Source organism: Tardiphaga sp. GW822-FHT04G09, from assembly GCF_058800725.1.
On record NZ_JBXAMO010000002.1, the window covers coordinates 589,688 to 603,635 of the forward strand.

A 13,948-nucleotide genomic window follows, 5' to 3' on the forward strand; every position below is an offset into this window, starting at 1 on the left:
CAGTCATCAACCTTAGCCGAACATCGCGTCGATATCGTCCTGCGAGGCATGGCCGATATCGCCATCCAGCTTCGGACCGTTCAGCAGCTTCTCGTCTTCGCCGCGCTCGTCGACCTTGGCCGGCGCGTGCGCCTTGATCTCGTCGACGCCGCCCCAGATGTCCATCATCGCGGTGATGCGATTCTCGATGAACTTCATGGTGGTCATGACCTTGCTGATGCGCTGGCCGGTGAGGTCCTGGAAGTTGCAGGCTTCGAAGATCGCGACGACATTGTCGCCGATCTCTTCGAGCATCTGCTTCTGCTGATCGGGCGAGGTCACCTTGCCGAGCGCTGTCGATGCGTTGTCGATGGCTTCGGCTGCAGCGAGGATCTGCTGCGTGGCTTCTTCGGTGCCGCCGACGACGGCGCCGAGTTCACCGTTGACCTTGGCCATTTCGTCGCCTTCGAAGCTCTTGCCATGAAGAACTGCGATTTCCTGCTTGGTCCGGGTAATGGCGTCGTGGATGAGGTCGAGTTCGATCTTCAGCTTTTCGCACTGCTCGATCTGTGCGCGATAGGTTGCGAGCAGGGACTGCGCTTCCGCGATTTGTTGATCGGCGGCGGCGCCGACCTGATCTGTCACGGCGTTGCGGCCCGGCGTTCCCATCTGCGCGCGGATCGCGCGGAGCTCGGCCATGATTTCGCGATGCATCGGCATTGGCTCGCTGCCTACAACTTCATTGGGCATAGGCGCAGTACCGAAAACTTCTTCAATGCGAAATCGCTTGCGACGAACAGACATCAGGTCCCCCAACGTTCAATCAATTCCCCGTTCGTATACGCATGAGTTTAACGTGAAGTTCACGCGGGAACTTCGTGCCGATGCTCAAGTATCTCTGGAGGAACTGTTAGTTAACCATGGAGCCTTCGCGTTTAGTCAAAATAAACGCTACCTGACAGAACAGCGCCTTCTGACGATGTGGTGAATCCAAACGGCGATTGTGTTTACCAAACCGAGGCGATTTTAACCTTAAGTCGGAGTGTGCAAAGCGCTTCTCAGGTGAGAACGCGCACGACGAAACAGTGCAGAGTACGTCGATGTTCAAAAAGTTCTCTCTCACGCTTCTCGCCAGCGCGTCCTTCCTCGGCGCTGGATTCCATCAGGCGCTCGCGGTGGAAGCCGCAGCGCCATTCGCCGAGCCTTCGGTGGTCTATGCGCAGCAGCCGCAGCGTCCCATGCAGCGCACGGCCTATGCCGAGCGCTCGCGCATGGGCGGTGGCTTCATCGAGTTTCTGTTCAGCGATGGTCCGGCACAGCAGGGCCAGCGCTATCAGCAACAGCCGGACTACTCCTACGAGCAGCGACGTCCGCTGCTGCCGCCGATGGATCCGCAACAGCGTGTCTATCGGCAGGAAGAAACGGCAGATGCCGCGCGCCCCGGGCTCGATCCCAAATATCAGCCGCAGATGGTCGAGTATCAGGGCAGCGAAAGCGCCGGCACCATCGTCGTCGATACGCCGAACAAGTTCCTGTTTCTTGTACAGGGCGGCGGCAGAGCGATGCGCTATGGCATCGGCGTCGGCCGACCGGGCTTCACCTGGTCCGGTGTAAAGACGATCACGGCGAAGAAGGAATGGCCGTCGTGGACGCCGCCGAAGGAAATGCTGGCGCGCCGTCCTGACCTGCCGCGTTACATGGAAGGCGGTCCGGAGAATCCGCTCGGCGCCCGCGCGATGTATCTCGGCTCGACCCTGTATCGTATTCACGGCTCCAACGAGCCATGGACGATTGGCACCAACGTTTCTTCAGGCTGCATCCGCATGCGCAACGAGGACGTCATCGATCTCTATGGCCGCGTCGGTGTCGGTGCAAAGGTCATCGTGATCTGATCGATCGTCGCTGGAAATGAAAACGGCCGCTCATCAGAGCGGCCGTTTTGCTTTGCTGGTCTGGATGATCAGGCGAAATCGCTGTCGTCGGAATCCATGTCCATGGAGTCGTAGTCACCGTCGTCCTGGTCTTGATCCTGGTCCTGATCGGCGTCGGCCTGTGCCTGATCGAACGATCCGGCGCGGGAGCCGCCGGATGAGCCGATGTCATTGACGCCGGCCTGATTGGCGAGGCCTCCGCCGGACGAATCCGAACCGGAGCTCCAGGGGCTCCTGCTCTCGCTGGCATTGGCGGCGTCGCCGAAACCTTGCTGGTGGCTGCCGCCCATCATCGAACGGATACTGCCGAGCAGAAGCGAGCCGCCGACCACGCCGGCTGCGGCCGCCGCTGCGGTACCCAGAAACGAACCGCCGCCACCGCCAGCCTGGGGCTGCTGCTGGCCGAACTGGCCCGGTCCCGGACCTTGGCCGTATCCGCCCTGACCATAGCCACCTTGCGGCTGCGGCTGGCCGAGAACCTGTCCGGTGTTCCAGGCAGCGCGGCTCGGCTCGGGCGGGCGTACGCTCGGCACGGAGCCGCGCGGCGGGTTGGGGCTCTGAGCCTGACCGAACAGGGCGTCACGCATCGAATCGAGAAAGCCGCCCTGCGGAGCCTGTTCGGGGGCGCCGTTACCTTCGAGCTGCTGGATGCGCTCATGGGCGCGCTTCAGCGCTTCGTCCTGCAGCAATACGGTCTGCACCAGCGCATACCGCGCATTGGGTGCGCGGCGCTGGCCCTGCGCAATGGCGTCGAGGGCGTCCGGATCGCGTGGCGCGCCTTCAACCTTGCTGAGCCGGTCAAAGAGATCGTCAACCAGTTGGCGTTCTTGCGGTGTCATGGCGTCCTCTGTCTCAAAGCCGCGCCTCGAATAGCGCGCAGGAGATGTAATGACGCTTTGTGTCGCGAATAGTGCCCTCCGGATTAAATTTCGGTATGCGACAAAACAGCAGGTGAGGGGCCTCACGCCTCGCGGGCATAGCGTGCGAGGTTGTGCTGCAGCAAGTCGAGCACCTGATCCCGTGCCGGATCGCGGGTCCCTCTGACCCAGGCGGCGGCGAGGGGCAGTCTGTTCATGGCCGCCATGCCCAGTGGCATATAGCGAACCCCGCGCGCGGGCATGCGCGAGGTCCAGCGCGGCACGATTGCCAGCCCGATCTCGGCGGCCACGAGATTGACGATGGTCTGCTTCTCATCGGCAATCTGGACGACATTTGCCTGTAGTCCGGACTCTGCAAACAGCTTCATCGTCAGGTCGTGACTATGCGGCCGCGAACGTCGCTCCGGCACGATCAGCGGTTCGTCAGCAATGTCCGAGATCGACAGAGTCGCGCGCGATGCCAGCGGATGTCGTTCGGAGATGGCCACCACCGCCGTCTCGTGAAACAGAAACATGAATTCCAGCCGCTTGTCGGCGCTCTGAGGCGGCCGGACGAAAGCGAGATCGAGCCGGCCGGAAAGCAGGCGAGGGAGTAGGCGGATCGTCTTGTCCTCAATCAGCCTGATCGCGACGTTCGGAGCTTGCTCACGAAGATCGTGAAGCAATGCCGGAAGTAGTCCGGCGGCGGCGCTGTCGATCGCACCAACGCGGATCGTGGCGGCGCGGGCGCGCACGCGTTCGCGGAATGACGATGCGATCTGGTCGGCATGGGCGATGAGGTCGCGCGCCTGTTGCAGAAATTCGGCACCGTCGTCGGTCAATGCAACGCTGCGCGTTGTGCGCGTCAGCAGGCGCGTGCCGAGATCGTCTTCCAGCATGCGGATGGTGCGGCCGAGCGCCGACGGCATCATCTCGAGCCGCTGCGCGGCGCGGCCGAAATGCAGCTCGTCCGCCGCGACGACAAAACAGCGCAGCTGATGCAGGTCCATCGGTCCTCCTGGCGAACTCTTGTCGCCCGACAATCCATTATATCATTTATTTGTACAATAAAATGCGATTGAGCCCGGCGCTGCCGGCCTGCAGGGTGGGACTAATCAACTCAACCCAGCAGAGACCTCACCATGCGCGAATATTCCATCGCGGCCATTCCGGCCGACGGCATCGGCCCCGAAGTCATCGCCGCCGGTACCCGTGTGCTGGAAGCGCTGCAGAAGCGCGTCGGCGATGTCACTTTCAATGTCGAGACCTTCGACTGGGGCTCGGCCTATTACCGCAAGCACGGCGTGATGATGCCGGCCGACGGCCTGCCGAAACTGAAGAAGTTCGACGCGATCTATTTCGGCGCGGTGGGTGCGCCCGACGTGCCGGATCACATCACGCTCTGGGGTCTGCGGTTGCCGATCTGCCAGGGCTTCGACCAATACGCCAATGTGCGCCCGACCAAGATCCTGCCCGGCATCACCTCGCCGCTGCGCAACGTGAACACCGGCGATCTCGACTGGGTGATCGTGCGCGAGAATTCCGAAGGTGAATATGCCGGCTGCGGCGGCCGCGTGCATCGCGGACTGCCCGAGGAAGTCGGCACCGAAGTGTCGGTGTTCACCCGCGTCGGCGTACAGCGGATCATGCGCTATGCGTTCAAGCTGGCGCAGTCGCGTCCGCGAAAACTGCTCACTGTTGTCACCAAGTCGAACGCGCAGCGTCACGGCATGGTGATGTGGGACGAGATTGCCGACGAGGTGTCGCAGGAATTCCCCGACGTCACCTGGGACAAGATGCTGGTCGACGCCATGACGGTGCGAATGACGCTGAAGCCGCAGAGCCTCGACACCATCGTCGCGACCAATCTTCACGCCGACATTCTCTCTGACCTCGCCGGCGCACTGGCCGGCAGCCTCGGCGTCGCGCCGACGGCGAATATCGATCCGGAGCGCCGATTCCCCTCGATGTTCGAACCGATCCACGGCTCGGCCTTCGATATCACCGGCAAGGGCATCGCCAATCCCGTCGCGAGTTTCTGGACTGCGGCGCAGATGCTCGATCATCTCGGCGAGCCGGATGCTTCTGCGCGGCTGATGCGTGCCGTGGAGAAAGTCTGCGAAGCCGGGATTATCACGCCCGATGTCGGCGGCAAGGCCACAACGAAAGAAGTGACCGACGCTGTGGTGGACGCGATCCATAGTTCGAACGTCTGACGCCATTTTCAATCGTCCCGGCCAATGCCGGGGCGATCAAACGACCAATAAAAACAACGAATTTCACCGGGAGAACCACATGAAACGCTCAGCCATACTGGCCACCGTACTTGCAATGGTGAGTTCAGCCGCGTTCGCGCAAAGCAACTATCCGAACAGGCCGATCACCATGCTCGTGCCGTTCGCGGCCGGCGGGGCCACCGACACGGTCGCGCGCGTCACTGCGGCGACCATGTCGAAGTTGCTCGGCCAGACCATCATCATTGAAAATGCCACCGGCGCCGGCGGCACCATCGCCGCGGCACGCGCCGCACGCGCAGAGCCGGACGGCTACACGATCCTGATCCATCACATTGGCATTTCGACGGCGGCAACGCTGTATCGCAAGCTGCCCTACGACACCAAGACCGCCTTCGCGCCGATCGGTCTCGTCACCAATGCGCCGATGACCATCATTGCGCGGCCGAACCTGCCGCCGAATTCGCTGGCCGAGCTGATCACCTATATCAAGGCCAACGGCGACAAGATGACCTTCGGCAATGCCGGCCTCGGCGCGGCCTCGCAACTCTGCGGCCTGATGTTCATGAATGCCATCGACAAGCAGATACTGTCGGTGCCCTACAAGGGCAACGGCCCGGTGATGAACGATTTGATCGCGGGCCAGATCGACCTCACCTGTGACCAGACGACCAACACCACCGGCCCGATCGCGGCGAAACTCGTCAAGAGCTACGCCATCACCACAAAGACTCGTCTGTCGTCCATGCCGGATCTGCCCACTGCAGATGAGGCTGGCCTGAAAGGCTTCGAGGCTGGCGCCTGGCACGGCATCTATGCGCCGAAGGGCACGCCGGATGACGTCGTGCAGAAACTCGCCAAGACGCTGCAGGAATCGCTGCGTGATCCCGAGCTGATCAAGCGCTTCAACGACATCAACACCGATCCCGTACCGCAGGATCAGGCCACGCCGCAGGCGTTGAAGAAGCAGCTCGACAGCGAAGTCGACCGCTGGGCGCCGATCATCAAGGCGAGTGGACAGTTCGCCGACTAACGCGCCAGCGTGACGTTGTTCGCTGCCAGCAACTGCGCGAAGGCATCGCTTGCCAGATACCGGTATTCGCGCTCGCGCTGATCGGTGAACGGATCGAGGTCGATCAGGATCTCATCGACATGGCCCGGATGGCACATCACCAGTCCGCCGTCCGGGAGGCCGTCGAGGAAGCCGGCCATCAGCGCACCGAAGTCGGTTTGCCTGGTGAAATCATAGGCGCCGGCGAATCCCCGATTGAACGTCACGCCGGCGCGCGTCGCACGCCGGCGAAACGTGGCGCTGAGCGTGTCGAGCAACAGCGCCTTTGGATTATCGAGGCGTTGGCCCAAAGGCAGCACGCGGCCGGATTGCCGCACCCAGGCCTTGGGCGCATGTTTCTTCACTGATGCGAGGATCGCGTCGCGCACCCGCGGGAAGGTCTGCACGTGCTGGTGCCCGTCGACATAGTCAGGGGGGCGCCCGAACAGGGCCGCAAACTTCGCGATCTGCGCCGTCAGCTCGGTTTCGACGGCCTCGCGATCGAGTTTTCGCAGCAGACTGAAACGCAGCATCCTGCCGAGTGGCAGGAACAGTTCATCGCGCAGCGGCCGGTAGTGCATCGTCAGCGGATGAAACGGCGCAGTCAGCGTTGCGTGGAGTCCGATCTCGCAATTCGGGTTCTTCGCGACGGCGTCCTGCAAGGCGCTGACGTCATCGCGGGTGATGGCGGGGCCGACAACCATCACCGAAGTCGCATTGAGACGTCCAAGCGCGATGAGTTCACGGATGCCCTGATTGACGCCGGGGCTGATGCCGTAGTCGTCGGCACAGAGTGTGATGCGGCGCAGGGCTGCGCCGGTCATTCGGCGGCGGTCCGGTCGGTGGTTTGCGCCGCATTATCGGGGGCATTGCGCTTCACGCTGTGCTCGGCGACGAAATAGATCGGCCGCGCTTTCAGCTCGGAGAGGATCTTGCCGATATATTCGCCGAGTACGCCGATCATGATCAGCTGCACGCCACCGATGGTCATCAGGCCGACGACCAGCGACGGATAGCCCGGCACGGATTTGCCGGAGATCATCGTCTCCCACAGGATCGACAGACCGAACAGGAACGCGCCGAAGGCGAGCAGCAGCCCGAGCAGGCTGGCGAAACGCAGCGGCGCGACGGAGAACGAGGTCAGTCCTTCGATCGACAGGCCGATCAGCTGTTTCGGGTTGAACGAAGTGACGCCGTGTTCGCGCGCCGCCGGCTCATAGTCGACACGGAGCTGGCGGAAGCCGATCCAGGTTGCCAGTCCCTTGAAGAACCGGTTGCGCTCCGGCAGTTGGCGCAGCGCCGCCGCCGCACGCGGCGACAGCAAACGGAAGTCGCCGGCGTCTTCCGGAATCTTTTGCCGCGCGCCCCAGTTGATCAGCGCATAGAAGCCGCGCACGGCCTGGCGGCGCAGGAAGGACTCGTTGTCGCGATGGGCTTTGGCCGTGTAGACGACGTCATAGCCTTCGACGATCCAGTGGCGCACCAGCTGTTCGACCAGCGATGGCGGATGCTGGCCGTCGCCATCCATGAACAGCACGGCGCCCTTGGTGACATGGTCGAGCCCCGCCATAAGCGCGGCTTCCTTGCCGAAATTGCGCGACAGCGACACGACCTGAACGTCGAGCGAGGTGGCTTGCAGGCTGCGCGCAACCGCCAGCGTGCCGTCGGCGCTGCCGTCATCGACATAGACGACTTCGCAGGCGAGGCCGTGGCGTTCCTTCAGCGTGGTCGCGAGCGCGGCCAGCCGCTCATGAAACAAGGCGAGGCCGGGCGCCTCGTTGTAGACAGGTACAACGATCGACAGACCTTGTGCCGCGGCGGTCGCGGCATCGGTCGACAGGCTTGAGACGTCGCTGCCCAGCATCATCGATCAGATTCCAGTATTCAAAACAGGCTCATGAATCATATGGTAATCAGCCCGTGCGCTCGCCAGCAAGGCGAAACGCGGCGCTGCGCATTACTGCCGCAGGAAGGCCTCAAGTTTGGCGAACAGCGGATTCTCGCGATCCATCACATAGTCGAGCGATGCGACCGAGACGGTATCTGCGCCATTGGCACGCAGGAAGCTGCTGAGCGCATAGAGCTGCGCCGGCGGGCAGTGCAGGGTGATCATGCCCGATGAGGTCGGGCCGCCAAAGGGCGACACCACGCCGAAGCGGTTATGTGCCTCGGTGAGCAGCGCCTGATTGCAGTCGGCAAAGCGCGTGCGCACTTCCTTGTACTTGCTGGCGCGGGCGCGTGCGGCGATGTGATCGAGAATGATGCTCGCGGTTTCACGCGCCTGCGGCGACCAGTCGGCGGCGCGCGAGGCGACGAGATTGGCCTGGCTGCGCAGGATCACGCCGTCATCGAGTACCTTGAGGCCGTTGGCGACGAGGGTCGCGCCGGTGGTGGTGATATCGACGATCAGTTCGGCGGTGCCGGTGGCAGGTGCGCCTTCGGTGGCGCCGGCGCTTTCGACGATGCGGTAGTCGACCACGCCGTGGGACGCGAAGAAGTTGCGTGTCAGGTTGATATACTTCGTGGCGACGCGCATGCGGCGATTGTGCTGGGCGCGGAAGCCGGTGGTGACGTCGTCGAGATCGGCCATGGTGCGGACGTCGATCCAGGCCTGCGGCACGGCGACCACCACATTGGCGCTGCCGAAGCCGAGGCCTTCGATCAGTGCAACTTTCTTGTCGGCGTCGGGGATGCTCTCGCGCAGCAGATCTTCGCCGGTGATGCCGAGATGCACGGCGCCGCGCGCCAGGTTCGAGGCGATCTCGCTGGCCGAGAGATAGGCGATTTCGACATTGTCGAAGCCGGCAATGGTGCCGCGGTAATCGCGCACGCCGCCCGGCTTCGCCAGCGTCAGGCCGGCGCGGGTGAAGAAGGCTTCGGCGTTTTCCTGCAGACGGCCCTTGGACGGAACGGCGAGGACGAATGGTGCGGTCATGACGCACTCCCGGAAACGAGCGCCGAGGAGGCGTGTTGGGTCAAGGTTTCGATCCAGACCGAGAAGCCGACCGCAGGGATCGGCGTGGCGGACCCGAGCTGCGTCAACAACCCGTCATAGCGGCCACCGGCGACCAGCGGCTCGGTGCCGTTGTCCTTGCGGTGCAGTTCGAATTCGAAGCCGGTGTAGTAATCGACGCCCCGGCCGAACGAGGTCGAGAAACGCGTCCTGGTGGTGTCGATACCGCGCGCCGCCATGAAGCCGATGCGGCTTTCGAATTCGTCGATGGCGGCCGTGATGTTGAGTTTGGCATCGGAGGCGAGCTTGCGCAGTTGCTGCAGGGCGTCGTCGGGATCGCCTGAGATGGCGAGGAAGCGCTTGATCAGCACCAGCGCATCGCGCGGCAGTGCGCCGCCCTTCAGTGTCGATTGTTCGAGGAAGCGGTCGGCGATCTCTGCCACCGAACGGCCGCCAACATTGGTGGCGCCGGCAATCGACATCAGGTCGGTGACGAGTGCCAGCGCCGCCTTGCGGTCAGAGCCAGCCAGCGCGGCGAGCACGCCTTCATATTCGTTGCGCACCGGCGATTCCGCGAGGGTGAGCCGGTCGAGATCGTGGGCCAGGCTGATTTTGCGGTTGAAGTCCTTCATCAGCCGGCGCTTCCACACCGGATAGAGGTCGAGCGCCTCGATCAGCGCCGCGAACAGCGCGACGTCGCCGGTGCGGATTTCGATATCGCTGAGGCCGAAGGCTGCCGTCGCCTCGAGACCGAGCGCCAGCATTTCGGCGTCGGCGGCGGCACGGTCCTGACGGCCGAAGGATTCGATACCGGCCTGCTGAAATTCGCTGGGCGTGCCCTGCCGATAACGGAACACCGGGCCGAGATAGCTGAAGCCCGCGGGCTGGCCGGCCTGCGGTGAGGCGAGATAGTCGCGCGCCACCGGGATCGTCAGATCCGGGCGCAGGCACAGCTCTTCGCCCGACGCATCAGTCGTCAGATACAGGCTCTTGCGGATGTCTTCGCCGGACATGTCGAGGAACGGGTCGGCCGGCTGCAGGATCGCCGGCTCGGCATGGGCATAGCCAGCCTCGGCAAACGACAACAGCAGCGCATCCGCCCAGGCAGCGGATCCGGTCGCGCGAGGGGCGGCGGGTTTGGTCATCTCGAAGTCCAGCAATCTCAACAGAGTGGTCGTTGGCGCAGCCCATAGCATGGCGGTTGCGACGTTTCGACCACCATCGCCCGGTGGCCTTAATGTCGGGTCATGGCAGCGGGTTATTTGCCTACTTGGTTACCATTCCAGTCACCAAGTGCGGTCTGCACCAGCGCCAGCGCCGCGACGGCCGCCGTATCGGCCCGCATGATCCGCGGTCCGAGCGCCAGCCGCAGGATATTGGCCTGTTTCAGCAGCAAAGCCCGCTCTTCCTCGGCAAAGCCGCCTTCCGGGCCAATCAAGACATCGATTCCGTTCGCTGCGGCCTCCCGGGCACCGGTCAGCGCGGCCACGGGATCGGCCACTTCAGCGGCCTCGTCGCAGAAGATCAGCAGTCGGCTGGCATCCCGCTGGTCGAGATATTTGGGCAGGTTCAGCGGTTCGGCCACAGTGGCCACGCTCAGAATCCCGCATTGTTCGGCCGCCTCGACCACATTGGCGCGCATCCGCTCGGTATTCACCCGGCTGGCCTGGGTAAAGCGCGTCATGACCGGCTGCAGCGCCGCCGAGCCCATCTCGATGGCTTTCTGCACCATGTAATCGAGCCGGGCATGTTTCAGCGGCGCGAACACATAGGTCACGTCGGGCAGGCGATCCTGCGGCCGCGTTTGCGCCAGCAGGGTCAGGCGGTCTGCCCGCTTGCCGCCGGAAATGGCGGCCTGCCATTCCCCGTCCTTGCCATTGAACACCAGCACCGAGGCGCCGGCGCTGAGCCGCAGCACATTGCCGAGGTAATTGCTCTGGTTGCGGTCGAGCGAAATGGTCGCGTCGGCTGCAAAAGGCGCATCGACAAACAGGCGGGGACTGCGGAAATCGGCTTGCGGCATCGTTCATGTTCCATTCAGAGGGCGAGCTTTAGCCCAACTGCGACGAATTATCATGCGGGATCGCGGGTTTGCGCCGTGCTGCCGCCCGAATCCCCGTGCTGTTGGTGGGTTGTTAAGGCTTGGCAGGAATCGTAGAAAGTCCTGAATCAGGATGGGCTTCGCCCCCGTTCAGTCGGGGCACTGAGCTGCCGGAGGAATATCTGTGATCATCCGTCGTTTGATTGTGCCGCTCACCATGGCTGTCTTCGCCATGCAGGCTATCGAAGTTCATGCCCAGGGCGCGTTTCCCGCGCCGTTGCCGGGCAATAGCGCTGCTGCGCCTGCCAGTTCGTCGCCGTTCCCGCCGGTAAATGGCGCGCCGGCGGCTTCGCCATTTCCGCCGGTCAATGGTGCAGCGGCTGCGCCCAGCGCGTTTCCCTCGAATGGCGCAGCGCCAATCGGTGGCGGCGGCTTCGGCGCTCCCCCGCCGCAGCAGGCGGGTCCGCCCGGCGGCGAAGATTGCATGAAGGGCTTTCTGCCGTTGCGCCAGGACGCCGAAAAGAAGGGCGCTGCCATCAAGGCGGCGAGCGAGCGTCGCGCGCCTCCGGACGAGGCCTGCAAGCTGATCACCTCTTTCTCGCAGACCGAAGTCAAGATGATCAAATACATCGAGGCGAATGCGCAGAAGTGCGGCATTCCGCCGAATGTCGGCGAGCAGATGAAGACCGGCCACAAGAACACCGAAGGCATGCGGCAGAAGGTCTGCAGCGTTGCCAGTCAGCAGCAGCGTGGTGGTGGCCCGGCGGCTGCACCGCGCCTCAGCGACGTGTTGGGCTCCTCGGCCTCGCTGCCGGAAGCGAACAATGCGCGCAAGAGCGGCGGCACCACCTTCGATACGCTGAACGGCAACGTGCTCACCCGATGATCGGGTGGCAGATCATTCTGTTCCAATGAGCGACGCGGCCGCCCGCGTCGCGGATGCGACCGGCAACTGGGTTGATCGCTCGGCGCCGTTGTGGTCGCGGCCCTATCTGCGGCTGTCGCGCTTCGACCGTCCGATCGGCTCATGGTTGCTGCTGATGCCATGCTGGTGGTCGGCGGCACTTGCCTCCGGCATGGCGCACGATATCCATCAATTGCCGAAGATGATCGCGCTGTTCTTCATCGGCGCCTTCGTCATGCGCGGTGCCGGCTGCACCTGGAACGACATCACCGATCGCGACCTTGACGCCAAGGTCGAGCGCACGCGCTCGCGGCCGATCCCGGCCGGGCAGGTCACGGCGAAACAGGCTTTTGCATTTCTGGTGCTGCAGGCGCTGATCGGCCTCGTGGTGCTGCTGCAATTCAACACCTTCGCCATTGCCACGGGTATCGCTTCGCTGGGCATCGTTGCTGCCTATCCCTTCATGAAGCGCATCACCTACTGGCCGCAGAGCGTGCTCGGCCTCGCCTTCTCGTGGGGCGCGCTGATGGGCTTCGCCGTGGTGTTCGGCCGCATCGATGCGACGGCGCTGGCTTTATATGCCGGGTCAATCTGCTGGGTGATCGCCTATGACACGCTCTACGCCCATCAGGACACCGAGGACGACGCACTGATCGGCGTGAAATCGACCGCGCTGCTGTTTGGCGAACGCACGCGTCAGGCATTGATGCTGTTCTACGGCGCGGCGGTGTTGCTGATCGGCGCGTCGCTGCTGCTGGCCGGCGCACGCTGGCCGGCATGGCTCGGCCTCGCGGCGTTCGCACTGCATCTGGTCTGGCAGGTCGCACGCACCGATATCAGCGACTCCGCATTATGCCTGCGGCTGTTCAAATCCAACCGCGACGCGGGGCTGCTGCTGTTTGCAGGATTGCTTGTGGATGCCATCATGCGTGCGGCGTAATCGCGCCGCCTGAAGCATTGATGGACCCACAGAGATGGACGTCGCGCAGCTCAAGACACTCATCCACGTGGCCGAACTGGGCAGCCTGAGCAAGGCCGCCGATCGCCTGCGCATCGCGCAGCCGGCCTTGAGCCGGCAGATCAGACTTCTGGAAAAGGAGCTCGGCGCCGTGCTGTTCGAACGGCACGGGCGCGGCATGGTCATCACGGAGATCGGCCGCGAAGTTCTCAACCACGCCACCCGCGTGATGACCGAGCTCGATGCCATCCGCAATGTCGCCTCGGAGGAGAGCGCCTCGTTCAAGGGGCTGGTCTCCATCGGCACGACGCCGACCGTGGCGGAGATCGTCACCGTTCCCCTGGTCAAGAGAATCAAGGACGTACATCCGCACCTCTCGATCCGGCTGTCATCGGCTTTCACGGGCCATCTGCTCGACTGGCTGCAGCGCGGCGAGCTCGAACTCGCAGTATCCTATGATCCGCAGCCGCTGCGCTCGCTCCGCATCGTGCCGGTCATGATGGAGAACCTGTTATTCGTCAGTGCCGGCAGCAGGGGATTGCGAATGGATCGTCCCGTTCCGTTCGCGGCGCTGGCTCACGAAGAGCTGGTTCTCCCCAGCCTGCGCCACGGCTTGCGCGGGATCATGGAAGAATGCGCGCGGCAGGCCGGCATCCAATTGCGCGGCAGCGTCGAGGCGGATTCCTTCGGCGCGATGATCGATCTGGTGCGCAATGGCGTCGGCTCCACCGCGCTTCCGCTTGCGCCGATCCATGCGCTGGTCGAAAGCGGCGTGCTGTGTGCGGCGCCCTTGGTCGATCCCACACCGGCGCGCAAGCTGGTGCTGGCCTATCCGGCAGACCGCTCGGTCAGCGCGGCGGCGCGTTTTGTCGGTGATACATTCACAGAGATCGCGGCCGATCTCGTCGCCCGGAATATCTGGGTCGGCCACATGATCGATCCCCGGAAAGAGTAGCTGCGTCGCACCATTCGCGCGCGACTGATGTTGCAACGCCAGAGATCAAATCTCGGCATATCTCCTTATGCAAATCGGTATGCGA

Annotated in this window: 14 protein-coding genes; 6 read left to right on the plus strand and 8 right to left on the minus strand. The window is 63.5% G+C overall.

Annotation, left to right across the window (positions count from 1 at the left end):
• Positions 1-12 precede the first annotated feature (12 nt).
• Positions 13-783 (minus strand): protein phosphatase CheZ, encoded by a 771-nt coding sequence (locus AC1RLZ_RS06530; RefSeq protein WP_371423672.1) that lies wholly within the window; start codon positions 781-783, stop codon positions 13-15.
• A 296-nt stretch (positions 784-1,079) separates the two neighbouring features.
• Between AC1RLZ_RS06530 and AC1RLZ_RS06535 the strand changes: the two genes are divergently transcribed.
• Positions 1,080-1,871: a L,D-transpeptidase gene (locus AC1RLZ_RS06535; RefSeq protein WP_493187948.1), complete on the plus strand. Its 792-nt coding sequence runs from the start codon at positions 1,080-1,082 to the stop codon at positions 1,869-1,871.
• Positions 1,872-1,939: 68 nt separating this feature from the next.
• Here AC1RLZ_RS06535 and AC1RLZ_RS06540 read toward each other — a convergent pair whose 3' ends face one another.
• Together AC1RLZ_RS06540 and AC1RLZ_RS06545 are read right to left on the minus strand one after the other, a co-directional pair.
• Positions 1,940-2,749 carry a DUF2076 domain-containing protein gene (locus AC1RLZ_RS06540; RefSeq protein WP_493187949.1) on the minus strand — a complete coding sequence of 270 codons (810 nt, stop codon included), beginning with the start codon at positions 2,747-2,749 and terminating at the stop codon, positions 1,940-1,942.
• Between the two features lie 122 nt (positions 2,750-2,871).
• On the minus strand, positions 2,872-3,777 hold the full coding sequence (locus tag AC1RLZ_RS06545) for a LysR family transcriptional regulator (protein WP_493187950.1): 906 nt from the start codon (positions 3,775-3,777) through the stop codon (positions 2,872-2,874).
• Between the two features lie 132 nt (positions 3,778-3,909).
• Between AC1RLZ_RS06545 and AC1RLZ_RS06550 the strand changes: the two genes are divergently transcribed.
• On the plus strand, positions 3,910-4,983 hold the full coding sequence (locus AC1RLZ_RS06550) for a tartrate dehydrogenase (RefSeq protein WP_371423676.1): 1,074 nt from the start codon (positions 3,910-3,912) through the stop codon (positions 4,981-4,983).
• Positions 4,984-5,062: 79 nt separating this feature from the next.
• The gene (locus AC1RLZ_RS06555; RefSeq protein WP_371423677.1) at positions 5,063-6,034 is read left to right on the plus strand and encodes a tripartite tricarboxylate transporter substrate-binding protein; all 972 of its coding nucleotides are present in this window, start codon (positions 5,063-5,065) and stop codon (positions 6,032-6,034) included.
• On the opposite strand, the gene AC1RLZ_RS06560 is transcribed toward AC1RLZ_RS06555, so the two are convergent.
• The 5 genes from AC1RLZ_RS06560 to AC1RLZ_RS06580 all read right to left on the minus strand — a co-directional run bounded on the left by AC1RLZ_RS06560 (position 6,031) and on the right by AC1RLZ_RS06580 (position 11,028).
• A complete protein-coding gene (locus AC1RLZ_RS06560; RefSeq protein ID WP_493187951.1) occupies positions 6,031-6,876 on the minus strand; it encodes a ChbG/HpnK family deacetylase in 846 nt (281 codons plus the stop codon). The genes AC1RLZ_RS06555 and AC1RLZ_RS06560 overlap by 4 nt on opposite strands.
• Entirely contained in the window at positions 6,873-7,916 is a 1,044-nt protein-coding gene (locus AC1RLZ_RS06565; RefSeq protein ID WP_493188009.1) for a glycosyltransferase family 2 protein, read from the minus strand. Before AC1RLZ_RS06565 ends, AC1RLZ_RS06560 begins: the two co-directional genes overlap by 4 nt.
• Positions 7,917-8,009: 93 nt before the next feature.
• Entirely contained in the window at positions 8,010-8,987 is a 978-nt protein-coding gene (hisG, locus tag AC1RLZ_RS06570) for an ATP phosphoribosyltransferase (RefSeq protein WP_493187952.1), read from the minus strand.
• The gene (locus tag AC1RLZ_RS06575) at positions 8,984-10,150 is read right to left on the minus strand and encodes an ATP phosphoribosyltransferase regulatory subunit (protein ID WP_493187953.1); all 1,167 of its coding nucleotides are present in this window, start codon (positions 10,148-10,150) and stop codon (positions 8,984-8,986) included. The genes hisG and AC1RLZ_RS06575 overlap by 4 nt, the downstream gene beginning before the upstream one ends.
• Before the next feature lie 113 nt (positions 10,151-10,263).
• A complete protein-coding gene (locus AC1RLZ_RS06580; RefSeq protein ID WP_493187954.1) occupies positions 10,264-11,028 on the minus strand; it encodes a 16S rRNA (uracil(1498)-N(3))-methyltransferase in 765 nt (254 codons plus the stop codon).
• Between the two features lie 202 nt (positions 11,029-11,230).
• On the opposite strand from AC1RLZ_RS06580, the gene AC1RLZ_RS06585 reads away from it, so the two are divergent.
• From AC1RLZ_RS06585 to AC1RLZ_RS06595, 3 genes are read left to right on the plus strand one after another with little or no spacing between them, the layout of a single operon-like run.
• Complete coding sequence (locus AC1RLZ_RS06585; RefSeq protein WP_371423682.1) at positions 11,231-11,932, plus strand: hypothetical protein; 702 nt, start codon at positions 11,231-11,233, stop codon at positions 11,930-11,932.
• 25 nt (positions 11,933-11,957) lie between these two features.
• Positions 11,958-12,890 carry a 4-hydroxybenzoate octaprenyltransferase gene (ubiA, locus tag AC1RLZ_RS06590; RefSeq protein WP_493187955.1) on the plus strand — a complete coding sequence of 311 codons (933 nt, stop codon included), beginning with the start codon at positions 11,958-11,960 and terminating at the stop codon, positions 12,888-12,890.
• 34 nt (positions 12,891-12,924) lie between these two features.
• Positions 12,925-13,863: a LysR substrate-binding domain-containing protein gene (locus tag AC1RLZ_RS06595; protein WP_493187956.1), complete on the plus strand. Its 939-nt coding sequence runs from the start codon at positions 12,925-12,927 to the stop codon at positions 13,861-13,863.
• Positions 13,864-13,948 lie beyond the last annotated feature (85 nt).